This window comes from Cystobacter fuscus (genome assembly GCF_002305875.1).
In the GTDB taxonomy this organism is placed as follows: domain Bacteria; phylum Myxococcota; class Myxococcia; order Myxococcales; family Myxococcaceae; genus Cystobacter; species Cystobacter fuscus_A.
The window spans coordinates 11,768,129-11,789,549 of sequence record NZ_CP022098.1 but is presented as its reverse complement, the minus strand read 5'-3'; the positions used below and the strand labels follow the sequence as shown (position 1 = coordinate 11,789,549).

The following is a 21,421-nucleotide window of genomic DNA, read 5'->3' as shown; positions in this document are numbered from 1 at the left end:
CGGGCATACGATCCCACCTCTCACTCGTGGACGCTCTACTCCTTCTTGAGTGCCACCGCGAGCCGTCCCAGCAGCTTGATCTGCCCGGAGTCCAGCTGGCGCAACACCCTCAGCACCGCCCGCACCTCGGGCTTCTCGCCCTGCTCGTTGGGCGGCTCGCTCAGCTTGAGCGCTCCGTCGGGACCCGATAGCCCCAGCAACTCGTCCGCGGAGATCCGCAGCGCCCGGCACAGCCTCAACAAGGTCGGCACGCTCGGCACCATGCCGCCGCGCTCGATGCGTCCGTACACCTCCGTCACCAGGTCCACCATCTCCGCTACATCCGCCTGGGTGAGTTGCGCACGCAGACGGGCCGAACGCGCGGCCTCCCCAATCGTCTTCGCCAATTTCTTATCCATACCTGAACCCACCCTACAGTGTAGGCACGGCGGAATACGACGTATCAGGTTGTTGGAACAGGACTGCAAAGGTCATTTCCTCGACCCTATCTCCGAAGTCACCCCGAACCCCCTCGCCCATCCCCACTTCGCTGTTCCCAACCCGCATTCCTACTCCGCACCGAGCCAGATTTGAACCCATGTACGACGAAATCCCACTCACCTCGTGTTCCGCGTGTCGCGGTGAACTACATCATGCGGGAGGGGTCTGACACGACTCCTCTTGTGAACGAGATTCGCGAGGTTGTCTCGGACAGGGTTGTCGCGGTGCGTTCCCACCCGGCCACCTGGGTGTCCAGGGCGCCCAGGAGCGGTGCGAAGAAGCGTTGTTCCAGGGCCTGGGCGAGGAGGGCGCCATGGGAGTCGGCCCAGCGCTGGGTGACGCGTTCGCGCAGGTCCGCGCCCAGCAAATCCACGAAACGCTCCAGAAGGGGGGTTGACAGGAGCGTGCCGGCCCAGATGACCGCATCGTGGCCGAGGCCCCCCGTGGCCACCGTCACCGCGGCGGCGGCTCCCGAAGGCACCGAGTAGACGAGCGTGGCGAGCGTCTGCAGCATCTCCTCACGCGCGCCGCCGTGGAGTTCCTGGGCCACCAGCCCACGGCAGAAGCCGTAAAGGCCCTCGCGCTCCTCGGGTCGGGACTGGAGTCCCTCGACGTCCAGCGGCTCGTCCAGGCGCGCGAGGGTCGCGGGGCCAAGGGTCTGGGCGAGCAGCTCGCGCGTGGCGGCCTCTCCCCTCCAGGCGGCCACCTCCGGGGCGAGGCCCTCCACCAGCCGGCGCACGCCATCGCGCAGGGTGTCCTCGGTCGCCTGCGCCACCGGGGCGGTGGTGGGCTCGGGGCCGGTGAACGAGCGGCGCACCTGGCGCGAGAGGAACGTGAGGGCCGTGGCCAGGCCCCGGAAGGGCAGGCGTACGTAGCGGTGGAAGGCGCTGCGCGCGTCGAGCTCGTCGCGGAAGGCCTCCACCAGCACATCCGCGGGCACCGCCTTGAGCGCCGCGGCCCGGCCCACCCCCAGCAGCTCGTGGCGCAGCCGCCGCCGCAACCGTTCGGGCTCCCGCGCGGCCCGGGTGGAGGCCTCGGCCAGCCGTTCCATGTCCGCGCGTGCGTCCCGGAGCGAGGCCTCCAGGGCACGGGCCTTGAGGGCGCGGGTGTGCTCGGGCTTTCCCAGGAGCGCGGACAGCGAGGGGCCCCCGTCGAGCGGGTGCGTCGCGAGTGGCTTCTCGCCGGCCTCCACCTCGGGCTGGTGGGGCGCGAGGTAGCGCGCCAGGGCGGGGTGGCCCACGTCCGCGGCCAGCTTCTCCAGGTGGCCCCGGGCCGTCTCCTCGCGGGTGGCCTCGTTGTAGACGAGGAGGTAGGGGTGCCCGTGGCCCACCGCCGTGCGCAGGAAGTCCACCAGGGCGGCGTTCTGGTACGTCTGCCGGCTGACGACGAAGACGAGCACGTCCACGGTGACCAGCAGCGCCTCGGCGCGCTCGCGGTTGTCGCGGTAGACGCTGTCGAAGTCCGGTGTGTCCATCACCACGAGCCCGCGGGGCACGGCATCGGCGAGGACGAGGTAGAGCCGCCCCGCCGGCCCTGGCTGATCCACCGGAGCCGTCTCGCCCGGCGCCACGAGGACGATGTCGTAGCGGCGCGTGAGGAAGTCCCGGAGCGCGCCCGTCCAGGTGTCCGGGTGCGCGGCGGCGAGACACTGCTTGGTGAGGCCACCCTCGGGCCGGGCCGGGGACAGGGGCGTGCCCACCAGCGCGTTGAAGAGCGTGGACTTGCCCACGTTGTTCGGTCCGGCGATGGCCACGAGCAAGAGGGGCGCGTCCGTGCCTCCCAGGCGGGGCAGCAGATCGCGCCTCAGCCGCTCATGGAGGCGGCGGGCGGTGTCCGCGTCGCCCTCTTCGACGAAGTGCTCGGGGGAGGGAAGGAGGGAGAGGGCGGACTCGAGCGCGGTGCGCAGGGGAGCGAGGTCGTTCATCCAGTTCCCGGAGGACAGCACGCGCCGGGCGGGATGCCCATGGAAAGCGGCGCGGCGGGACTACTCTCCCGTACCCTCCTTGAAACGGTCGAGCTTGCGATAGAGCGTCTTGCGGTCCAGGCCGAGAATCTGTGCCGCGAGTGACTTGTTGCCCTTCACCTCCTCCATGACGCGCAGGATGTAGCGCCGCTCGACCTCCTCCAGCGTGGTCAGCTCGGAGGCGTCCAGGCTCGCCACCACCACCTGCGAGGCGCGGTAGGCGCGGATCTTCTCCGGCAGATCGTCCACGGCGAGGCGCTCGGTGAGGGTGACGGCCACCGCGCGCTCGATGCAGTTGCGCAGCTCGCGCACGTTGCCGGGCCAGCTGTAGCTCATCAACCGCTCGGCCACGGCTTCGTTGATGCCCGTCACCCGCTTGTTCGCGCGCGCGGCGAAGTGCTCGATGAAGTGCTGGGCCAGGAGCAGGCAGTCGCCGCCGCGCGCGCGCAGGGGCGGCAGCTCCAACTGCACGACGTTGAGGCGGTAGTAGAGGTCCTCGCGGAAGCGCTGCTCCTCCACCATGCCCTCCAGGTCCCGGTGGGTGGCGGCCACCACGCGTACGTCGAAGGGCACCTCGTGGTTGCCGCCCACCGGGCGCACCCGGCGCTCCTGGAGGGCGCGCAGCAGCTTGGGCTGGAGCCCCAGGGGCATCTCCCCCACCTCGTCGAGCAGGAGCGTACCCCCGTGCGCCTGGGCGAAGAGGCCCGCGCGGGCCGTCTTGGCGTCGGTGAAGGCGCCCTTGGCGTGACCGAACAGCTCGCTTTCGAGCAGCGCCTCGGGCATGGCCGCGCAGTTGACGGCCACGAAGGGACCCGAGGCCCGCCGGCTCTTGTCATGCAGGGCCCGGGCGACCAGCTCCTTTCCCGTGCCGCTCTCGCCGTGGATGATGATGGTGGCGTCCGAGTCCGCGACACGGGTGATGAGATCGTACACCTTGAGCATCGGCGGGCTGGAGCCGAGCAGGCCGCCCAGGCTCTGCGACCCGGTGACCATCTTCTTCAGCCGGACCACCTCGCCCTTGAGCTGGGAGTGCTGCACGGCGCGCGTGAGGGTGTGCACCAGCGCGTCCATCTCCACCGGCTTGGTGATGAAGTCGTAGGCGCCGGCGCGGATGGCGGCCACGGCCGTCTCCATGCTGCCAAAGGCCGTCACCACCACCACGGGGAGGTCCGGCAGGTTGGCCACGACGCGCTCACACAACTGCGTGCCGCTCATGCCCTGCATGTTCAGGTCCGTGAGCACCACGTCGAAGGGTTGCTCGAGCACCAGGGGCACGGCTGTTTCCGGCTGGGTGACGGAGGTGACGGAGAAGCCGCGGCGGGTGAGGCGCGCCTGCAGCAGCTCCAGCATGCTCGGGTCGTCATCGACAAGGAGGACTCGGCCGCTCATAGGTCCCTCATGGGGGCGGGAAGAGAGTGAAGAGGGTCCCCTCGCCGGGTGGGTTGCGCGCATCCAGCCTACCACCGTGCTCACGGGGGATGGCCACGGTCGCTGCCCTCCAAGGTGGGCACGGGGAGCGGCGGGTGAACGGGACGCGGCCCCTCTGCTTCCTCCCTCGCTCGGCTCCAGGCTAGGGTGCCGGGCCCATGCGACTGCCCATCTTCTGTCTGCTCGCCGTCGGGGTGTGGGGGTGCGCCACGGAGCGAAGTGCGTCCGTGTCCGAGCCACCCGCCGCGCACGCCTCAGGTGCCTTGCCGTTCATCGAGAATGATTACCCACGCGCCCTCGCGGAGGCCAGGGAGCGAGGTCTGCCCCTGTTCGTCGATACCTGGGCTCCGTGGTGTCACACCTGTCGCTCGATGCGAGCCTATGTCTTCACGGACGCGGCGCTCGCGCGGCATGCGGGCCGCTTCGTCTGGCTCGAGGTGGACACGGATCTGCCCTCCAGCGCGGCCTTCCTGGAGAAGTACCCCGTGGAGTTCTGGCCCACCTTCTTCATCCTCGATCCCAAGGAGGAGAAGGCGCTCGTGCGCTTCGCGGGCAGCGCCACCGTGGCGCAGTTGGAGAAGCTCTTCGAGGATGGGGAGCGCGCGTACCGGGGCGCGGCCCAGGGGCCCGAGGCCCTGCTCGCCCGAGGCGACGCGCTCTATGGCGAGGGCAAATCGGCCGAGGCGGCGGACGTGCTCGCCCAGGCGCTCGCCGAGGCCCCCGCGGACTGGTCCCGTCGTGGGCGCGCGTTGGAGTCGCTCCTCGTCGCGCAGTACGGCGCGAAACGTCATGAGGCGTGCGCGCGCACGGCGCTGGCGGAACTGCCCAAGGTGCCCCCGTCGGCCTCGTGGGCGAACGCCGCGGGCCTGGGCCTGTCGTGTGCCCTCCAGGTGCCACCGGAGACTCCGGGAGCCAAGGAGCTGACGGCCGCGCTGGAGGAGAAGGGGCGTCAGGCACTGTCTCCGGAGCTCGCGATGCCGGCGGATGACCGCTCGGGGGTGTACGAGCTGCTCGTCGAGGCGCGCAAGCACGTGGGGGATGAGGCCGGGGCGAAGGCGCTCGCCGGACAGTGGCTGTCGTTCCTCGAGGGCGAGGCCGCCCGCGCGCCCACGCCCGATGCGCGCTCCGTGTTCGACTCGCACCGCATGTCGGCGGCGTTGGTGCTGGATGATCCGATGCGCGCGGTGCCGACCATCGAGCAGAGTGAGCGGGATCTCCCCAATGACTACAACCCGCCCGCGCGCCTGGCCAATCTCTACCGGCGGTTGAACCGGCTGGACGATGCGCTGGCCGCGAGCACCCGGGCCCTGGCGAAGGTGCAGGGAGGCCGGCGGCTGCGGGTGCTCTCGGAGCGGGCGGAGATCCACCTCGCCCGGGGAGAGCGCGACGAGGCGGCCCGGACGCTGGAGGACGCGCTCGCCTATGCGAAGTCACTCTCCTCGGTGCAGGCCTCGCCGCGCACGGTGGCCTCGCTGGAGAAGAAGCTGGCCGAGGTGAAGGGGCAGCGCGCGCCGTAGTTGCCGCCCTCGCGCCGTCAGCGCTCGTTCTCGTCGAAGAGGTCGCCCGGGTCTCCACGCCACCGGGCGAGCTGCTCGTCGGAGGGGAAGTCGCGGACGCGGTAGCGCTCTGGATAGAGCCCCTCGACCGGGGTGCCCAGTGCGCCGGTCACCTTCGCCACGTCCTCCCACCGCGCGACTCCCACGGGTGCGGCCCGCTCTCCCTGGGCGGGGTCCACGAAGAAGATCAGCTCGGCGCGGGGCAGCAGGGTGGTCATGCCCTTCTGCCAGACGGCGTAGCTGAGGCTCCGCCCGTGCTCGTCCTGGTAGGGCGTGAAGGCGGCCACGAAGACGTCCTCACCCGTGCCCTGGTAGTGCTTGTCGAGCTGCTGGGTCTGCTCGTCGTAGTCCCGGGCCTGGGTGAAGAGCTCGAGCTGGCGGAAGTCCTTCCAGGCATTGCTGAGCCGCTCGGGCATGAAGGGCACCCACGTTCCGGACGTCAGGCGCAGGGCGCGTCCATCCTGGGCGCGAGGGGCCAGCAGGGCGTCCAGGGACATGCGCGCCACCCGGCTCAATCCATCCTCGTCGTCGGAGCCCGTGATGAGCAGCAGGTCGCGGTGTGGCACGAGCACCACCGGCTCTCCGCGCACCGGGCAGCGGCGCACCACCTCCTCGAGCAGCAGGCGCGAGGCCGCGTACGTGTCCTGCCAGGGCGCCTGGCAGGTGCCGGGGGCGAGTCGTTCGAGGGACTCGGGGCTGCGCTGGCGCAGATTCTCCAGCGCGAGCGTCAGTGCCTCCTCGAAGGAGACGCCCCAGCGCCGCAGCTCGTCCGGGCCGAGGTAGCGCAAGGTGTCCGGACCATCGAAGGCCAGGCCCACGCCGAGAAATCCGCCCAGGGGCTTCCAGGACAGGAGGGTGGAGAGATCCTTCCGCCCCTTCACCTCCAGCCGGAGCCGCTCGAAGAAGGCGCGGCCGCGCACCACGGGCATCAGGTGGGGTCTGACGTCGGCGAAGGCTTCTGGCATCGTGGGCGGCGAGCGCACGTGGGTGAGGCGGCCGAGCACCTCGTGGCGCTGCTCGGGTGGCGTGGCGCGGTACTCGTCGAAGAAGTTGCCGAGGAACACCGTGCTCGGGTCCTTGTCCCCGAGCTCCAACAGGAAGCCCTCGGCGTCGTAGCGGATGGGCCGCGTCTCGCCGGCCTCGCGCAGGGCCGCGATGGCCTTCTGGGCGAAGGACTCCCGCTCCGTCCGCTCGTCCTCGTCGGCGGAGGACTCCTGGAGTTCTACCTGCTCCGCGAGACGTTCCTCGGCGCGCCGGGCGTCCTCGAGAGCAGAGGACTTCTGTGTCCGGGAGGGCCCCGCGCATCCGCCGAGACCCAGCAGCCCCAGGAGCACCAGCATCGATTTCCGCCAGACCCTCGTCATTGCACCTCTCCCCGTGCGGTGCCCTGCATGGGCGTTGCTGGACCCCGGGTATCGAGGTCGAGTAGCTGGAAGGACTCCAACGGCGACTCACGCATTCCCCCATCGGTGAAGAGGAGCACGGCCTCGCCCGGGTGGGAGGCGCGCGGTGTGCCGGGTCGGTAGTCGATGGTGGTGCCATCGGTGACGAGGTAGCGCAGCACGCCGTCATGGGAGGGGTCGTGAGGCAGCACGAGCAACTCCCGGCAGCGCTTGTCCCGGGTGTGGCCCACGACCTGGGTGAGGCCGAGGGGCAGTCGGCGGGGATCGAAGCGTCGGCGCGGGGTGGCGTCGCGGTGGAGGGTGTCCTCGGGGCTCAGACTTGGACGGTGGTAGAAGATGCCCCGGCCCTCGCCGTACGTGGCGTCGCCGGGCCGGTACAGCCCGGGGATGTGCAAGGGTCCCCGCGTCCAGGCGGCCACGGCGGAGTCGAGCGCCTGGTTGAGGGTCTCCACCACGGTGGGGGCGTGCGAGTGGAGGGATTCGGACATCCCCACCGCGTGCAGATCCTCGCGAGTCACTCCCGCGTGCAGGACGAGCATCCGCTCCGCCGCGGCATGGGCCACCCGGAAGCGCCGGGCGCGCAACAGGTAGTCGACCCAGCGGCGTTGCTCCTCACGGAAGGTGCCGAAGTCGCGTGCCACCAGCTCGACGTTGGGGAGCTCGGGGTGGCGGGCGAGGAAGTCGCGCTCCCGCGCCTCGTCGACGTCACCTCCCCGGTAGATGCCGTCCGCTTCCTCCTGGGCGGCGGCGAAGCGCGCGTCGGTGAAGCCGGCCAGCTCGCCCACTCGGCCCAGGTCGTGGTTGCCCAGCAGAAGCACCGCTTGATCCGCCGGGTGCGCGGCCATCCACGCGATCAGCCGGAGGGCGCTCGTGGCCACGGCGTCGCGCTCGGTGGACTTGCCCCAGTCGAAGTGATCTCCCACCGAGATGAGCTGGACTTCAGGGAGCAGGCGGCCGTCCATGCCGAGCAACCCATGCCGATCCAGCACGGCGAGGAAGCGGGTGATGTCCGCCTGGGGATCGCCGATGGCGAAGTGGTGGAGGCGGGGTTTCCCGTCGGGCGGCGTCGAATGGGGGCCCTGCTGGGCGACGGAAGTGGCGAGGGCGAGGGCGGCCTCGAGGCGGGGTGTGCTCACAGGCGCATCCTAGAACCCGCGCGGGGGCGGGTGCTGCGGCGATTCCGGGCCAGATGTGATTCGCCACCCGAGGAGCGGCACCCACGGCCGGGCGCGGGTGCCGCATGGAGGCTATTCGGGGAGTTCCTGCCGCAGACCGCCGCTGCGCTCCACCAGGGGGCACGAGTACACGCCGATGGCCGTGCCGATGAACAGGCTGACGATGTGCAGGATCGTCCAGTTCACCATTCCAATGCCATACAGGTCGTGGAGCCCCTGCACGGGCCTCATGAGGTCGAGGAAGCGGAGGATCAGGGGGACCGCCACCGAGGCGAGGGCGGCCGCGATGAAGGAGCGCTTCCAGCGCTTGGCGAAGAAGCCTCCGAAGAAGCCGGCCATGAGGGAGCCGAGTCCGGGCATCCAGAAGGTGATGAGGCTGACGGTCACCATGGTGAGCGTGCCGATGATGAGGCCCCGGTTCTTGAGCGTGAGATCGCCGGAGCGCACCAGCACGGGTCCATCGTCGAGGGAGAAGGCGGCGGCACGCACCTGGCTTCCTTCCAACTCTTGCCCGCGCGTCTGGTCCACGAAGACGTCGGAGCGTGGATTCACGGGGACGGAGCCCTTGGGATCGATGATGTCGGACATGCGTTTCCTCCCGAGGCCGTTGGGGGCGGAGTCCCCCGACGTGCGACCTGCCCAGTTGAAGATGGGACAGCATCCCGGGAAGGGCACAGCGGCTGGAGCCGTGTTGGAGGCCCTGCGTGCGCTCCAGCCGGCCCATGTCCGCCTGGCTGGAGCCTGTGGGCCATGAGCCGCTCAGCCCAGGTGGGCGCGGAGGAATTCCACGGACCGTTTCCAGGCCAGCTCGGCGTTCTTGGGCGAGTAGACCTCGGGCCGCTGCTCGTTGCAGAAGGCGTGGCTCGCGTCGTAGCGGTGGAGCTCGGCGGGGATGCCCGCGCCCTTCAACGTCTTCTCCAGCGCGTTCACCCGGTCTGGCGAGCACCAGTCATCGTGGTTGGCGAAGTGCCCCTGCACCGGGCAGCGGATCTTCTTCACGTCGGCGACCGACTCGGGGGGAATCCCATAGAAGGGGATGGCGGCGGCGAGCTGCCCATCCGTCGCCGCGGCCGCGAGCGTCAGGGCGCCGCCCATGCAGAAGCCGAGCACCGCCACCTTGGTTCCGGGAGCACGATGGCGCAGGGCCTCCGCCGCGTGGGAGATCTCCTGGGCGGCCCGCTTCATGTCCAGGGCGTTCATCAGCCTGGTGGCCTCGGCGGGATCCTTCGTCACCTTGCCGCCGTAGAGATCCTGCGCAAACACGGTGAAGCCCTCGCGCGCCAGACGATCCGCCATGCCGCGCACCTGGTCCGTGAGGCCCCAGAACTCATGGATGAGGATGACCGCTCCCCGGCTGGTACTTTCCTCGGCCGCCTTCAAGTAGCCCGCGACTTCCGCGCCATCCGCCGTGGTCAGCTTCGCTTGCTTCGCCATGTGTCCGCTCCTGTGGTCCGTGGAGGAGGCGGAGAATAAAGCCGGCGCGCACGCCCGCCCGGCGCGTGAGCGGGCACCGCTCGGGACTGTCAACGGGCGAACCGGGGGGACGGCGACAAGAGGGCCCGAGGGGAAAACACACTGGCTTTGAATCAACGCACGGGGTCCCCGTCAGAAGGAGCAAGAACGATTTGGGAGGACACGACGATGGCTCTTCAGCACGGACTCTTCACCCTGGCTCTCTCCGCTCTCCTGTTCACCCCCATGGCCGCCACGGCCGCCGACAACATCCAGCACGCGGCGTCTCCCGTGGCCAGCAACTGGGCTCCCGGCCGCGATTCACACCGGGCTCCTCCGCCCCCTCCTCCCTCGCGGGGCCGTGACGGCCGCTACGAGCTGCAGACGGTGCGCACGGAGGTGCCGGGTCACTACGAGCGCGTCTGGGTCGAGGAGCAGTGCGTGAGGACCCGCCGCTATGTGCGCTCGTGCGAGCCGGGCCATTACGAGCAGCGCTGGGTGCCGGGTTACACCCAGACCTCGCAGCAGTGGGTCTGGGTCCCCCGCGGCCGGGGCCCCTACGGCCGCGGGTAGCCTTACCTCTCATCATCACGCTTCACCGGGAACGCCTCGGCCTTCGGGCCGGGGCGTTCGTGTTTCCGGAGACTTCTTCGTCGCGAAGGGGCACGGTGCGTGACCGGTATTGGCGTTCGAGCCAGAGGAGGAAGGTCATGTCGGTCACGCTCGCCAGGAGTTTCGATTATGTGATCGTGGGTGGGGGAACGGCGGGCTGTGTCCTCGCGCGCCGCCTGGTGGAAGGCACCGACGCGACCGTGCTCCTGCTCGAGGCGGGTGGGTCGGACGAAGGTATCGCGAGCCTCTCGGATCCCCTGCGGTGGATCGAGAACATCGGCTCGTCCCACGCCCAGAACTACTTCTACGAGCCGAGCCCGCATGTCGCTCACCGCTCCATCCTCTTGTCGCGCGGCAGGGTGCTGGGCGGTTCGGGCAGCACCAATGCGTTGATCTGGGCCCGTGGGAACAGGGCCGACTACGATGGCTGGGCGGAGGCCGGGAATGTCGGCTGGGACTACGACTCCGTGCTGCCCCTGTTCAAGAAGTCGGAGGACTGGGAGGACGGGGCCAGCGACCTGCGTGGCGCGGGCGGTCCGATTCGGGTCGAGCGCGCCAGGAATCTCCACCCGGTGGCCGCCGCGCTCATCGACGCCGGTGGCTCCTACGGGATGCCGTACCTCGACGACGTGAACGTGCCCCACCCCGAGGGGGTGGGACCCATCAACATGAACGTTCGCGGGGGGGAGCGCTGCGGCACGTCGCGCGCCTATCTGCGGCCGGTGATGCACGACGCGAAGCTGACGGTGCTGACCGGGGCGCAGGTGCTCTCGTTGACCTTCTCCGGCACGCGCTGCACCGGGCTCGAGTTCCTGCGGGAGGGCGAGCGGCGGTCCATCGGTGCCTCCCAGGAGGTGATCCTCTGTGCTGGAGCGATCGACACCCCACGCCTCCTCATGCTGTCGGGAATCGGCCCGTCGGAGGAACTCGAGCGGCTCGGCATCCCGGTCGTGGCCGCGCTGCCGGGAGTGGGGCGGAACCTCCAGGAACACGTCATCGTGGCCGGGCTCTGCTTCGAGGCGAAGCACTCGCTGATGCCGCTGAACAACAACCTCGTGGGCAGCACCTTCCATTGGAAGAGCCGCTCCGAGCTGCGCGTGCCGGACCTGATGTTCGTGTCCGTTCAAATCCCCTATGTCTCGGCCGAGATCGGCGCCCGGTACCCGATTCCCGCGAACACCTTCTGCATCGCGCCGGGCCTGGTCCGGGTCCAGAGCCGGGGCTACCTGCGCATGAAGACCGCACGGCACGATGGCCCGCTCGAGATCCAACCCAACCTCCTGTCGGAACAGGCCGATGTCGATGCCTTGTTGACGGGGCTCGAGCTCGGGCTCGACATCGCGTCGCAGCCGGCGTTCCGTGAGTTGACCAGGAGCTGGGTCGCCCCGACGAAGCGCATGAGCCGGGAGGAGTCGGTGGCCTTCCTTCGTCAGGCGTGCTCTCCCTATTTCCATCCCGTGGGCACCTGCGCCATGGGCTCGGGCGAGGACGCGGTGGTGGATGCTCGACTGCGCGTCCACGGCATCGAGGGGCTGCGGATCTCGGACGCGTCGATCATGCCGACGATTCCCTCGGCGGGGACTCACGCGCCGTCCGTGATGATCGGCGAGTTCGCGTCTCGACTGCTGGTGGGCGGCTGATCCAGAGTGCTTCCCCACTCCCGTGAGGGAGTTCCACCAGGAGTGGGGGCTCGCCCTCTACTCGTGTGCGCCCACCTGCGACCTGGATGGTTGGGGTAGGTGGGGAGCGCCTTTCCTGGCAGGTCATCAACCCCTTGAAATCATGTCCCTTGCCCTGCTGCTCCGCGAACGGACGAGCAGTGGAAGGAGCAGCGGGGGAATACCGGGAAGTGGCGACCTGTCCGGCGCGGGTCTTCCGGGTCCCCATTGGGATCGCGGCTCACACAAGGAGTGTGGATGCGCGTCCGCTGGCTGCAGTCCGTCGTCTCTTCCGTGGTGCTGGTAGGGGTTGTCGCTTGTGGCTCTCGAGAACCCGCTCCGGTCACGGAACCTTCCGCTCCGGAGCTGCCCTCCTCGACGACGTCCTCTCCATCCCCCTCCGGGGACGTCTCCGCGCCGGCTCCCACCGCTCCGGCAACGCCTGGCGCGCCGGCATCTCCCTCCGCTCCTCCCGCGCCCACGACGGATTCGGCCTCATCCCCGCCGCCTTCTCCCCCGGAGTTCTCCCGCATCCTGTGGGTGTCCCCCAGTGGCAAGGATTCCGCCGCGGGCACGGAGTCGGCGCCCTTGCGCACGGTGGAGAAGGCACAATCGCTGCTCCAGCCGGGTGAGGCCATCTTCCTCAAATCCGGCACGTACACGGAGCGGCTGCTGCTCGATGCCCGGGATGGTTCCTCCGGGCGCTATCTCACGGTCAAGGCCGCGCCCGGCGCGAAGCCTGTCTTCAAGGGGGGCACGGGGAGCCGCACGCCGATGTTGGAGGTGAGCCGGGCCTACTGGCGCGTCGAGGGCATTACCTTCGACGCGGCGGGGGACAAGGCCTTCGCGGCGTACTGGCGCGGCGAGGGCGCGCATCACGGCATTCTTCGTGGCTGCACGCTCAAGAACGGGACGGATGGGGCGGGCGTCTTCGTCGCCGGCAAGGCCCGGGACGTGCTCATCGAGGGCAATACCATCTCGAACTTCCAGCGCTCCGGAGCGGACAGCCACGGCGTGTGCGTGCAGACCAACTCCAAGAACGTGACCGTGCGCGCCAACGACATCCACCACAACTCCGGCGATGGTGTGCAGTGCCTGAGTTCCGAGGGCGGTTCCACCGAGGAGGGCACCCCGTTCGACAACCTGCTCGTCGAGGACAATGATCTTCACGAGAACCGGGAGAATGGCGCGGACATCAAGACGTGCACCCGCGTGACGCTCCGGGGCAACCGCATCTGGGGCCATCGCCGCTCCTCCACCTCGGGCGGGGAGGGCGTGGTGGTGCACATGTCCGCGCGCGACGTCACGATCGAGGACAACGAGGTGCGCGACAACGGCCGGGGCATCCAGATTGGCGGCGTCCGACAGGGCGCTCCGCCCACCCACATCGTCCTGCGGCGCAACCGCGTGTTCGACGGAGTCAACTCGGACGGCAGCGAGGGCTCGGGCATTCGCATCGACACCGCCAGCGACGTGAAGGTGCTGCACAACACCGTGTGGAACATGCCCACCTATGGACTGGTCGTGGGCAAGGGGGAGTCGGGCGCGAGCGAGGACGTGGAGGTGCGCAACAACATCCTCGGGGCCTGCGCGGCCCTGGCGGTGCGGGTCGGCACGGAATGGAACGGCCTGTCCTTCGACGGCAACCTCTACTCCCCACTCGGGGACGCGCCCACCTTCCGCAAGGACTCCCGCGACCAGGATCTCGCCACCTGGCAGGAGAGCACGGGCTGGGACGCCCATTCCGTGGAGAAGGCTCCGGGATTCGTGGACGCCGAGGCGGGGGACTTCTGGTTGGCTTCCTCCTCGCCCGCCCGCGACGCCGGCCTGGCGGTGGGGGAGGACTGGTGTGGCCGGGCTCCGGACATGGGGGCGCGGGAGTCTGACTGCCCCTGAGCCGGGAGCCGGAGTAGAGTCGGGGGCGTGTCCGTCTCCGAGTCCTCTCCTGGCGTCATCCTGGTGCCCGCGGTCCTGGCCACGCGCGAGCCGCTGAGGCAAGCGGTGGCCCGGGCGGGTTTCCAGTGCGTGGAGGCACCCGAGCAGGCCTCCCTTGTCCTGGCGGATCTCACCCTGCCCGAGGCGCACGCCGCCCTCACCGCGCTGATCGCCACGCCCGTGGGGGCGGCGCTCTCCGTCGTGGTGTGGGTGGCGCCGGGCGAGGAGTCCTTCTCCACCGTGGATTCGTTCCATCCCGAGGAAGTGATGACCTCCGGGGCGGGCTGCCATGAGGTCGCCTGGCGGCTGCGGCGCGCGATGAAGCACCAATACAAGCGCGAGGAGGTGCGGCGAAGGCAGCAGGACCTGGCGCTCCTGGTGGAGCTCACCGCGGACTACGCCGAGAGCCTCGATGTGGAGGCCCTGCTGCACGACGTCACCCGCCGGATCGCGGAGCGGCTCGGCGTGGGGCGGGCCACGCTGGTGATGTTGGACCGGGAGGGCGAGGGCGCGCGCGTGGTGGCCGCCAGCGATGCCTCGGGCCCCCAGGACGTTCCCATCGATCTGGAGCGCTACCCCGAGGTGCGCGAGGCGGCACGCACGGGCGAGCCCGTCGTCGTGGAGGACGCGCCGCACCATCCGCTGTTCGAGGGCGTGCAGGAGGAGCTGGCCGTGCGCGACATCCACACGCTCGTGGCGCTGCCCCTGATCATCACGGGCGAGGTGCGCGGGGTGTTGCTCCTGCGCGCCAGGGGGAGCGACCGGCGCACCTTCGCTCCCCACGACATGGACTTCCTCAACACGGTGGCCCACTCCACGGCGGTCGCCCTGCGCAACGCCTCGCTGCTCCTGTCGGTGCGCGGGAAGACCGAGCGCGAGATGTCCGCGCGCATCGCCGCCGAGGCCAAGGCCGCCTCGCTGGAGACCTACCACCTCTTCTTCGCCAACGTGCGCGAGGGCGTGGCCATCCTCGATGATCGGGCGTGCGTGCTCAGCCTCAACCCCGCGGGCGAGGCCATCCTGGAGACGTCCTCGGAGGCCGCCATGGGCCGTCACCTGGTGGACATCACCCAGCCATTGGACGAGACGGTGCTGATGGAGCTGGTGACGGCGGCCCGGCGCGGTGAGTCCCGCTCGGATGTGGACATGATGGTGCGCCTGCCCGGGGGCCGCCGCCTCACCCTGTGCTTCTCCGCGGGGCCCCTGGAGGATGGGCGGCGAGCCATCATCCTCTCCTTCCGGGACGTCACCCAGGCGCGCCTGCTGGCCGACGAGCTGCACCACACCAAGGACTTCCTGGAGCGGCTCATCGACTCTTCAGTGGACGCCATCGTCGCCGCGGACATGCAGGGCCGCATCATCCTCTTCAACAAGGGGGCCGAGGCCATCTTCGGTTACACCGCCGCGCAGGCGCTGGGGGGACTGCACGTGGACCAGCTCTACCCGCAGGGGGTGTCGCGGCGCATCATGCGCCAGTTGCGCGGCCCGGACTTCGGCGGGCGGGGTCGGCTGGAGGTATGTCGCCAGGAGGTCATCAGCCGGACCGGGCAGCTCGTGCCGGTGAACATGACGGCCTCCATCGTCCACGAGGGCGGCCGCGAGGTGGCCAGCGTGGGCATCTTCACGGACCTGCGCGACCGCATGGCGCTCGAGCGCAAGCTGTCGGACGTGGAGACGCGCCTGGAGGAGAGTGAGAAGAACGCCGTCATCGTCGCGCTGGCGGGCACCACCGCGCACGAGCTCAACCAACCCCTCACCTCGGTGATGGGCTACGCGGAGCTGCTCAAGCGCAAGCTCAAGGAGGAGGACGCCGCGTACAAGCCGGTGGACATCATCTATCGCGAGGCGGAACGCATGGCGGAGATCGTCCGCAAGATAGGCCGCATCACCCGCTTCGAGACGAAAGCCTACATGGGGTCGCAGCAGATCCTGGACCTCGACAAGGCCAGCTCCAATGACGACTGAGTCGCGCCGTGTACCCGGGCCGGAGGAGCCTTCCGCCGAGGCCTTCCGGGCGTTCTTCGAGGCGGTGGAGGTACCCGCGGCGCTCTGTGATCTGTCGCTGCGGCTGCTGCGGGGCAACGCCGCCTTCAAGCGCTTCTGCTTCGATCATGGCCTCACGGTGGACCAGATGATGGAGGCGCTCGAGGACACGCCCGTGCCCGATGACTGGGGCTCGAGCGAGGTGAAGGTGGCGCTGCCCCAGGGCGGCGCGGTGGTGATGGAGCTGACGCGGCGGGGCGACTCGGTGTCGGTGGTGGGGCGGCGCGAGTCGGAGCACATGCGCGGCCATCTGGTGGTGGTGGAGCAGGCGCTGCTCGAGCAGGCGCGCACCGAGGGAGTGCTGCTGGACCTGGGGCGCAGCGTGGCGGAGGCGGGCAGCGAGGAGGAGCTGGTGGCGGCGGTGGCGCGCGGCGTCAAGGAGCTGTTTCCCGGGCGCTCCTTCTGCATCCGCATCACCGACGCGCGCACGGGCGCCCTCACCAGCCTCTACGCCGAGGGCCGCCTCAAGGAGGGCTCGCGCGAGCCGCTGGTGCTCAAGCGCAGCGCGGCGGAGAAGATGCACCTGGTGGAGTCGGCGCTGCCCGCGGGCAAGGTGGTGGTGGCCGGCCGCGTGCCGCTGCTCTTCGAGGACAGCGTCGGCGGGGTGAGCGCACCCCTGGTGGCCAGTAGCCAGCTCTATGGCGCCATCAACCTGGAGTACCCCGCCTCGCGCCAGGAGGCCAACACCTACCAGGACGAGCGGGTGCTCGTGCAGCTGGCCAACCAGGTCGCGGTGGCGGTGAAGAACGCCAAGCTCATCGACGAGCTGACGTTCGTGCGCAAGTACCTCGAGGACCTGCTGGAGAAGGCCAACGCCCTCATCGTCGTGGCCAACCGCGAGGGGAAGATCGTCGTCTTCAACCGGGCGATGAGCCGCCTCACGGGCTTCAGCAAGGAGGAGGTGCTGGGGAGGGACGTGGCGTGGCTGGTGCACCGCGACGAGCACCTGCGGCTGATGCCCGTGCTGCTCGCGGCCCTCAGGGGCGAGGACCTGCCCAACTTCGAGCTGCGGCTGCGCACGCGCATGGGCGAGGCGCGTGCCTCGTTCGCCACGTCCACGTCGCTCTCGTCCCAGGGCGAGGTGGAGGGCGTCATGGCCATCGGGCAGGACGTCACGGTGGTGGCGCAGCTCGAGCAGCGCATCATCCACGCGGAGAAGCTCGCCTCGCTGGGGCAGCTCGCCGCGAGCGTGGCGCACGAAATCAACAACCCGATGACGGCGGTGGTGACGTACGCCGACGCGCTCCTGCAGCGCGTGCCCGTGGGGGCCTCGGGGGGCCCGGACGCGGAGAAGCTGCGCAAGATATTGGAGAACGGCCAGCGCATCCTGCGCTTCACGAGGGATTTGACGTCCTACGCGCGGCCGTCGAAGAACAAGCCGGAGCCGGTGCGGCTCAACGCGCTGCTGGACAAGGCGCTGGGCTACTGCGAGCACGTGGTGACCAAGGCTCAGGTGGAGGTGTCGCGCGACTACGGCGAGGTGCCGCAGCTCACCGGGGTGCCCTCCAACCTGGAGCAGGTGTTCGTCAACCTCATCACCAACGCCTGCCATGCGATGCGTCCCGGCGGGCGGCTGTCCCTGCGCTCGCGGTGCGAGGGGCGTGAGGCGGTGGTGTGGGTGAAGGACACCGGCAGCGGCATCGAGCCCGCGCTCCTCTCGCGCATCTTCGAGCCCTTCTTCACCACCAAGACGGAGGGGCACGGCACGGGACTGGGGCTGTCCATCGTGCAGCGCATCGTGGAGAAGCACGGGGGCCGGCTGGACGTGGAGAGCGTGATCGGCCAGGGCACCACCTTCTCGGTGCGCCTGCCCCTGCCGGACTGAACGCCTGTTTCAGCCCTCGGGCTCGTCGTCCAGCTCGCGGGTGAACTCCTCGTTCGTGAGCAGCCCCTTGCGCGCCATGATGCGCATGAGGGCCCAGAACTTGCGTTCCAGCTCCTCCACCGGATCCACCGCCGAGGCCTGCGACTGGGGCTCGCCGAAGAGCGAGTCCAGCGCGGCGCTGACGTCTCCCGAGGGCGCGCGCCGGGCCGCGCCGCGCCGGGTGCCGCGCCGCTTCTGCTCTCGCTCCTGGATGAGCTGCTCGAGCGAGACGCGGCGCGTCATCTCCCCGGGGGGCAGCTCCTCGCCGAGGATGATCTCGCCGCCCTCCCCCTCGAGCTCCTCCTGGCCGAGGATGATCTCCTCCACGTCGTCCTCGTTCGCCACGGGCAGACCGGTGGTGGACGTGGTGCGAGCGGGGGAGTCCGGGTGGTAGTAGCGCTGGATGGAGGCGCGCACGGCCGACAGGGGCGCCACGCGCGGGCTCACCTTCATCCCCGTGGTGAACTCCATTTCCTGCAGGGCCGCGGAGTCGAGCGGATCCGCCATGGCCACCACCAGCACGCGCCGCCCGCCCACGTTTTCCAGGGAGATGGGAAACAAGTCGTGCTGCTCGCAGAAGCGCGCCCGCAGCAGGTGGATGGCGCTCCAGTCCGGGGCGCGGCCCGTCAGATCCATCACCGGAACGCCCAGCGCCTCGCTCAGCGCGTGCGCCAGGGTCTTCTCGGTGATCGCGCCCTGGGCCACCAACGTGGCGCCCAGCCGCTGCCGGGTGCGCTGTTGCGCCAGGAGCGCCGTGTCCAGTTGGGCCGTGCTGATCGCCCCCCTCTCCAGGAGCAACTCACCGATCCGCTTTCGGGCCATGTGCGGCGCCTTAGCCTCACCGCCCCTGTCCGTCAAGGGGATGACGCGGTGCATCAAGTGCTGTCCGTCTGGCATGTGACCAGCCGTCCGGGCGAAGTTCCCTCTCAAAATTCCCGTGAGATTTCAGCAACTAAGGGAGCAGGCCGTGTCTTGACACACTTGAAGAGGCGTTCTTAAAGTCGGGCCCCAATTGATGCCAATGGCGGGCCAATGATTCTCGCGGAAGATCGCGGGGTCAGGGGTCCGGGATGGCGAAGGCCCGTCACGCCGGGTCCGCATGTTTTTTGGAGGCAACACGTAATTATGAACCTGGGCTTTGTGACGAACCTGACCATTCTTGCCAACGCCGGCCATGGCGCTGAGCGCTCGTTCTTCGAGGAAGTCGCCAAGCGCTGGGAGGCCGGTCAGTGGGGTATGTACCCCATCGCTGTCTGCCTGGTGTTCGCCCTGGCCATCATGGTCGAGCGCAGCATTGTGCTGTTCGGCAAGGCGTCCATCAACAAGGAGGCCTTCCTGCGCGGCCTCAAGAAGCACATCTACGCGGGTGACCTGGACAAGGCCATCAACTACGTGTCCGGCCAGAAGCAGACGCCGCTCACGCAGGTCATCAAGGCCGGTCTGATGAACGTGCCCAAGGGTGAGGAGGAGGTCCAGGCGGCGCTCGACGAGGCCAGCCTGCGCGAGACGCCCCGCATCGAGGCGCGTACCGGCTACCTGGCCATGCTCGGCAACGCGGCGATGCTCGCCGGTCTGCTCGGAACGGTGTCGGGTCTGATCGCCTGCTTCGAGGCGGTGGCCAACGTGAATCCGGCCGACAAGGCGACCATTCTCGCCAACGGCATCTCGGAAGCCATGAACTGCACGGGCTTCGGACTGCTCACGGCCATCCCCGCCGTCGTCGCCTTCTCCATCCTCTCGGGCCGCGCCACGTCGATCGTCAACGACATCAACGAGACGAGCGTCGCGGTGCTCAACCTGATCGTCAACAACCGTGACAAGTTCAAGAACGCCACCGTCTCGGCGTCCGCGGGCCACGACGAGGAGTAATTCCTCGTCCTTTGACGAAACCTGAACTCCGGGCGCGTTGTCGGTAGCTTTGCGACGCGCTCCGGAAAGGAAAGGAGAGCCCCATGGCCGGCGGAATGGACCTGGGGGGAGGCAAAGGCAAGAAGTCGCTCGACGTTGCCATCAACCTCACCCCCTTTATCGACCTGATGGCGGTGACCATCAGCTTCCTCATCATGACGGCGGTCTGGACGCAGATCGGCCGTCTCCAGGTGGCGCAGGCCGGAGGGCCTTCCACCGACGAGGAACAGAAACAAGAAGAGCAGACCAAGACGGTCCAGCTCACGCTGTTCGTCACGCCCACCGAGCTGAAGCTGGTGGCGGACCAGAGTGAGTTCCCGTCCATCGAGGCCAAGCGCGGGGCCAACGGCAAGTTGGACCTGGCGCCGCTGCTCGCGCGCTTCAAGGAGCTCAAGGCGCAGTTCCCGGATCAGTCCTCCATCACGCTGCAGACCGAGGACAAGGTCCACTACGAAGACCTGGTGCGGATCATCGACCAGTGCATCGGCGCCGGCCTGCCCCAGGTCTCGGTGTCCGCCATCATGGGTTAGGAAGGCATCCACACCATGGCCATCAAGGCTCCCGGCAAGCGCTACTGCAAACGGCTGCAACACTCCAAGGTGTTCGGCCACGGCACGCACGGCCACAAGAGTGGCAACGCGGACGTGCTCATCACGCCCCTGGTCGACATGTTCGTGATCATCGTGCTCTTCCTCATCGCCAACTTCTCGGCGACGGGCGAGGTGCTGATGATGACCAAGGACATCCAGCTGCCCGAGGCGGTCAACGTCAAGGAAATCGAGATGAACCCGGTGGTGATGGTGTCCGGGGAGGAAGTCACCATCTCCGGCAACGTCGTCGGCCGCGTTCAGGACCTGGTCAAGGAGGAGTACCTCAACATTCCCGCCCTGGAGGAGAAGCTGCGGGACATGAAGAAGCAGTTCGAGGATCTCCACGCCATGGCCGAGGGCAACACCAACGCCTTCAAGGGTGACGTGAACATCCAGGCCCACAAGGAAGTGGAGTTCGCCATCATCAAGCGGGTGATGTTCAGCTGCGCCAGCGCGGGCTACAACAACATCAACTTCGCCACCCTCCAGAAGGGCGAGGCGGGCGCCGCGGGCGAGACCACCGCCGCCGCCACGCCGTAATCGTCGTCCCTTCCGGGCCCCCGGGCCTGGAAACCACCCGCGCCCCGCGTCTCGGACTTGTCCGGACCGGGGCGTTGGTGTTTGCGGGAAGCCATGTCCCACTCCCTTCGCGCCGCGCTCTTCGATCTGGACGGAACCCTGCTGGACTCGCTGCACGGCATTGGCGCGGCGATGAACCATGCCCTGAGCACCCACGGCCTGCCTCCCCATCCCCTGGCGGCCTACCGGCACTTCGTGGGCGAGGGGGCCCAGGTGCTCGTGGCCCGGGCCGTCCCCGAGGCACACGCGCACGCGCGGGAGGCCGTGCTCGCCACCTACCGCGCCTTCTACGCCGAGCACATGCTGGATCAGACCCGGCCGTTCCCGGGCATCCTCCCCCTGCTCGAGCGCCTCGCGGACGAGGGCGTGAAGCTGGCGGTGCTCAGCAACAAGCCCGACGCGGCCACCCGCCGGCTGGTGGCCGAGCTCCTGCCCGGCGTGCGCTTCGCGGCCGTCTACGGCGAGCGCGTCGGGGTGCCTCGCAAGCCGGACCCCACGGCCGCGCTCGGCATGGCGGCGGAGCTGGGCGTGGACCCGAGTGGATGCGCCTTCATCGGCGACACGTCCGTGGACATGGACACCGCCCGGGCCGCGGGCATGTACGGCGTGGGCGTGACGTGGGGTTTCCGCGATGAGCAGGAGTTGCGGACCCATCGGGCCCGGGTGATCGCCCGCTCGGTGGAGGAGTTGCTCCAGCACCTGCTGGCCCTGCCTCGCGCCCTCGCTTCCTGAGCGCGCACGCCCGAGGATGTCTGTTCGGTAGGAGAACAGCCAG

General features: G+C 69.2%; 18 protein-coding genes. 10 read left to right on the top strand and 8 right to left on the bottom strand.

Annotation, left to right across the window (positions count from 1 at the left end):
- Window positions 1-35 precede the first annotated feature (35 nt).
- The 3 genes from CYFUS_RS47785 to CYFUS_RS47775 form a co-directional block, all read right to left on the bottom strand.
- Complete coding sequence (locus CYFUS_RS47785; RefSeq protein WP_002621902.1) at window positions 36-398, bottom strand: helix-turn-helix domain-containing protein; 363 nt, start codon at window positions 396-398, stop codon at window positions 36-38.
- A 227-nt stretch (window positions 399-625) separates the two neighbouring features.
- The gene (locus tag CYFUS_RS47780) at window positions 626-2,404 is read right to left on the bottom strand and encodes a GTPase (RefSeq protein WP_095991305.1); all 1,779 of its coding nucleotides are present in this window, start codon (window positions 2,402-2,404) and stop codon (window positions 626-628) included.
- 60 nt (window positions 2,405-2,464) lie between these two features.
- Window positions 2,465-3,832: a sigma-54-dependent transcriptional regulator gene (locus CYFUS_RS47775; RefSeq protein WP_095991304.1), complete on the bottom strand. Its 1,368-nt coding sequence runs from the start codon at window positions 3,830-3,832 to the stop codon at window positions 2,465-2,467.
- 197 nt (window positions 3,833-4,029) lie between these two features.
- On the opposite strand from CYFUS_RS47775, the gene CYFUS_RS47770 reads away from it, so the two are divergent.
- Window positions 4,030-5,388 (top strand): thioredoxin family protein, encoded by a 1,359-nt coding sequence (locus CYFUS_RS47770; RefSeq protein WP_095991303.1) that lies wholly within the window; start codon window positions 4,030-4,032, stop codon window positions 5,386-5,388.
- Window positions 5,389-5,405: 17 nt separating this feature from the next.
- Here CYFUS_RS47770 and CYFUS_RS47765 read toward each other — a convergent pair whose 3' ends face one another.
- From CYFUS_RS47765 to CYFUS_RS47750, 4 genes are all read right to left on the bottom strand, one after another.
- The gene (locus tag CYFUS_RS47765; RefSeq protein WP_157759075.1) at window positions 5,406-6,791 is read right to left on the bottom strand and encodes a hypothetical protein; all 1,386 of its coding nucleotides are present in this window, start codon (window positions 6,789-6,791) and stop codon (window positions 5,406-5,408) included.
- A complete protein-coding gene (locus CYFUS_RS47760; protein ID WP_095991301.1) occupies window positions 6,788-7,966 on the bottom strand; it encodes a metallophosphoesterase in 1,179 nt (392 codons plus the stop codon). The genes CYFUS_RS47765 and CYFUS_RS47760 overlap by 4 nt, the downstream gene beginning before the upstream one ends.
- Window positions 7,967-8,077: 111 nt before the next feature.
- Window positions 8,078-8,593 (bottom strand): hypothetical protein, encoded by a 516-nt coding sequence (locus CYFUS_RS47755; RefSeq protein WP_095991300.1) that lies wholly within the window; start codon window positions 8,591-8,593, stop codon window positions 8,078-8,080.
- A 171-nt stretch (window positions 8,594-8,764) separates the two neighbouring features.
- A complete protein-coding gene (locus CYFUS_RS47750; RefSeq protein WP_095991299.1) occupies window positions 8,765-9,439 on the bottom strand; it encodes a dienelactone hydrolase family protein in 675 nt (224 codons plus the stop codon).
- Window positions 9,440-9,646: 207 nt separating this feature from the next.
- On the opposite strand from CYFUS_RS47750, the gene CYFUS_RS47745 reads away from it, so the two are divergent.
- From CYFUS_RS47745 to CYFUS_RS47725, 5 genes are all read left to right on the top strand, one after another.
- The gene (locus tag CYFUS_RS47745; RefSeq protein ID WP_232537230.1) at window positions 9,647-10,030 is read left to right on the top strand and encodes a hypothetical protein; all 384 of its coding nucleotides are present in this window, start codon (window positions 9,647-9,649) and stop codon (window positions 10,028-10,030) included.
- A gap of 137 nt (window positions 10,031-10,167) precedes the next feature.
- Window positions 10,168-11,709: a GMC family oxidoreductase gene (locus CYFUS_RS47740; RefSeq protein ID WP_095991298.1), complete on the top strand. Its 1,542-nt coding sequence runs from the start codon at window positions 10,168-10,170 to the stop codon at window positions 11,707-11,709.
- Window positions 11,710-11,985: 276 nt separating this feature from the next.
- On the top strand, window positions 11,986-13,623 hold the full coding sequence (locus CYFUS_RS47735) for a right-handed parallel beta-helix repeat-containing protein (RefSeq protein ID WP_095991297.1): 1,638 nt from the start codon (window positions 11,986-11,988) through the stop codon (window positions 13,621-13,623).
- Between the two features lie 27 nt (window positions 13,624-13,650).
- Window positions 13,651-15,627: a PAS domain S-box protein gene (locus CYFUS_RS47730; protein ID WP_198316381.1), complete on the top strand. Its 1,977-nt coding sequence runs from the start codon at window positions 13,651-13,653 to the stop codon at window positions 15,625-15,627.
- Entirely contained in the window at window positions 15,617-17,530 is a 1,914-nt protein-coding gene (locus CYFUS_RS47725; protein WP_095991296.1) for a GAF domain-containing sensor histidine kinase, read from the top strand. The genes CYFUS_RS47730 and CYFUS_RS47725 overlap by 11 nt, the downstream gene beginning before the upstream one ends.
- A 9-nt stretch (window positions 17,531-17,539) precedes the next feature.
- Here CYFUS_RS47725 and CYFUS_RS47720 read toward each other — a convergent pair whose 3' ends face one another.
- Window positions 17,540-18,391, bottom strand: coding sequence for a general secretion pathway protein GspE (locus CYFUS_RS47720; protein WP_095991295.1), 852 nt, complete (start codon window positions 18,389-18,391; stop codon window positions 17,540-17,542).
- Window positions 18,392-18,694: 303 nt separating this feature from the next.
- Between CYFUS_RS47720 and CYFUS_RS47715 the strand changes: the two genes are divergently transcribed.
- The 4 genes from CYFUS_RS47715 to CYFUS_RS47700 all read left to right on the top strand — a co-directional run bounded on the left by CYFUS_RS47715 (window position 18,695) and on the right by CYFUS_RS47700 (window position 21,378).
- Window positions 18,695-19,438, top strand: coding sequence for a MotA/TolQ/ExbB proton channel family protein (locus CYFUS_RS47715; RefSeq protein WP_095991294.1), 744 nt, complete (start codon window positions 18,695-18,697; stop codon window positions 19,436-19,438).
- Between the two features lie 83 nt (window positions 19,439-19,521).
- Complete coding sequence (locus CYFUS_RS47710) at window positions 19,522-20,007, top strand: ExbD/TolR family protein (protein WP_095991293.1); 486 nt, start codon at window positions 19,522-19,524, stop codon at window positions 20,005-20,007.
- A gap of 15 nt (window positions 20,008-20,022) precedes the next feature.
- On the top strand, window positions 20,023-20,607 hold the full coding sequence (locus CYFUS_RS47705) for an ExbD/TolR family protein (protein WP_095991292.1): 585 nt from the start codon (window positions 20,023-20,025) through the stop codon (window positions 20,605-20,607).
- A gap of 93 nt (window positions 20,608-20,700) precedes the next feature.
- Window positions 20,701-21,378, top strand: a complete 678-nt coding sequence (locus tag CYFUS_RS47700; RefSeq protein WP_095991291.1) for an HAD family hydrolase — start codon at window positions 20,701-20,703, stop codon at window positions 21,376-21,378.
- The last annotated feature ends 43 nt before the right edge of the window (window positions 21,379-21,421 follow it).

Bases quoted from the DNA above. Each gene is read 5' to 3' on its own strand.
- CYFUS_RS47770 (WP_095991303.1), top strand. From the start codon at position 4,030: ATGCGACTGCCCATCTTCTGTCTGCTCGCCGTCGGGGTGTGGGGGTGC.
- CYFUS_RS47720 (WP_095991295.1), bottom strand. From the start codon at position 18,391: ATGGCCCGAAAGCGGATCGGTGAGTTGCTCCTGGAGAGGGGGGCGATC.
- CYFUS_RS47755 (WP_095991300.1), bottom strand. From the start codon at position 8,593: ATGTCCGACATCATCGATCCCAAGGGCTCCGTCCCCGTGAATCCACGC.
- CYFUS_RS47740 (WP_095991298.1), top strand. From the start codon at position 10,168: ATGTCGGTCACGCTCGCCAGGAGTTTCGATTATGTGATCGTGGGTGGG.
- CYFUS_RS47785 (WP_002621902.1), bottom strand. From the start codon at position 398: ATGGATAAGAAATTGGCGAAGACGATTGGGGAGGCCGCGCGTTCGGCC.
- CYFUS_RS47765 (WP_157759075.1), bottom strand. From the start codon at position 6,791: ATGACGAGGGTCTGGCGGAAATCGATGCTGGTGCTCCTGGGGCTGCTG.
- CYFUS_RS47710 (WP_095991293.1), top strand. From the start codon at position 19,522: ATGGCCGGCGGAATGGACCTGGGGGGAGGCAAAGGCAAGAAGTCGCTC.
- CYFUS_RS47775 (WP_095991304.1), bottom strand. From the start codon at position 3,832: ATGAGCGGCCGAGTCCTCCTTGTCGATGACGACCCGAGCATGCTGGAG.
- CYFUS_RS47780 (WP_095991305.1), bottom strand. From the start codon at position 2,404: ATGAACGACCTCGCTCCCCTGCGCACCGCGCTCGAGTCCGCCCTCTCC.
- CYFUS_RS47750 (WP_095991299.1), bottom strand. From the start codon at position 9,439: ATGGCGAAGCAAGCGAAGCTGACCACGGCGGATGGCGCGGAAGTCGCG.
- CYFUS_RS47705 (WP_095991292.1), top strand. From the start codon at position 20,023: ATGGCCATCAAGGCTCCCGGCAAGCGCTACTGCAAACGGCTGCAACAC.
- CYFUS_RS47745 (WP_232537230.1), top strand. From the start codon at position 9,647: ATGGCTCTTCAGCACGGACTCTTCACCCTGGCTCTCTCCGCTCTCCTG.
- CYFUS_RS47700 (WP_095991291.1), top strand. From the start codon at position 20,701: ATGTCCCACTCCCTTCGCGCCGCGCTCTTCGATCTGGACGGAACCCTG.
- CYFUS_RS47725 (WP_095991296.1), top strand. From the start codon at position 15,617: ATGACGACTGAGTCGCGCCGTGTACCCGGGCCGGAGGAGCCTTCCGCC.
- CYFUS_RS47735 (WP_095991297.1), top strand. From the start codon at position 11,986: ATGCGCGTCCGCTGGCTGCAGTCCGTCGTCTCTTCCGTGGTGCTGGTA.
- CYFUS_RS47715 (WP_095991294.1), top strand. From the start codon at position 18,695: ATGAACCTGGGCTTTGTGACGAACCTGACCATTCTTGCCAACGCCGGC.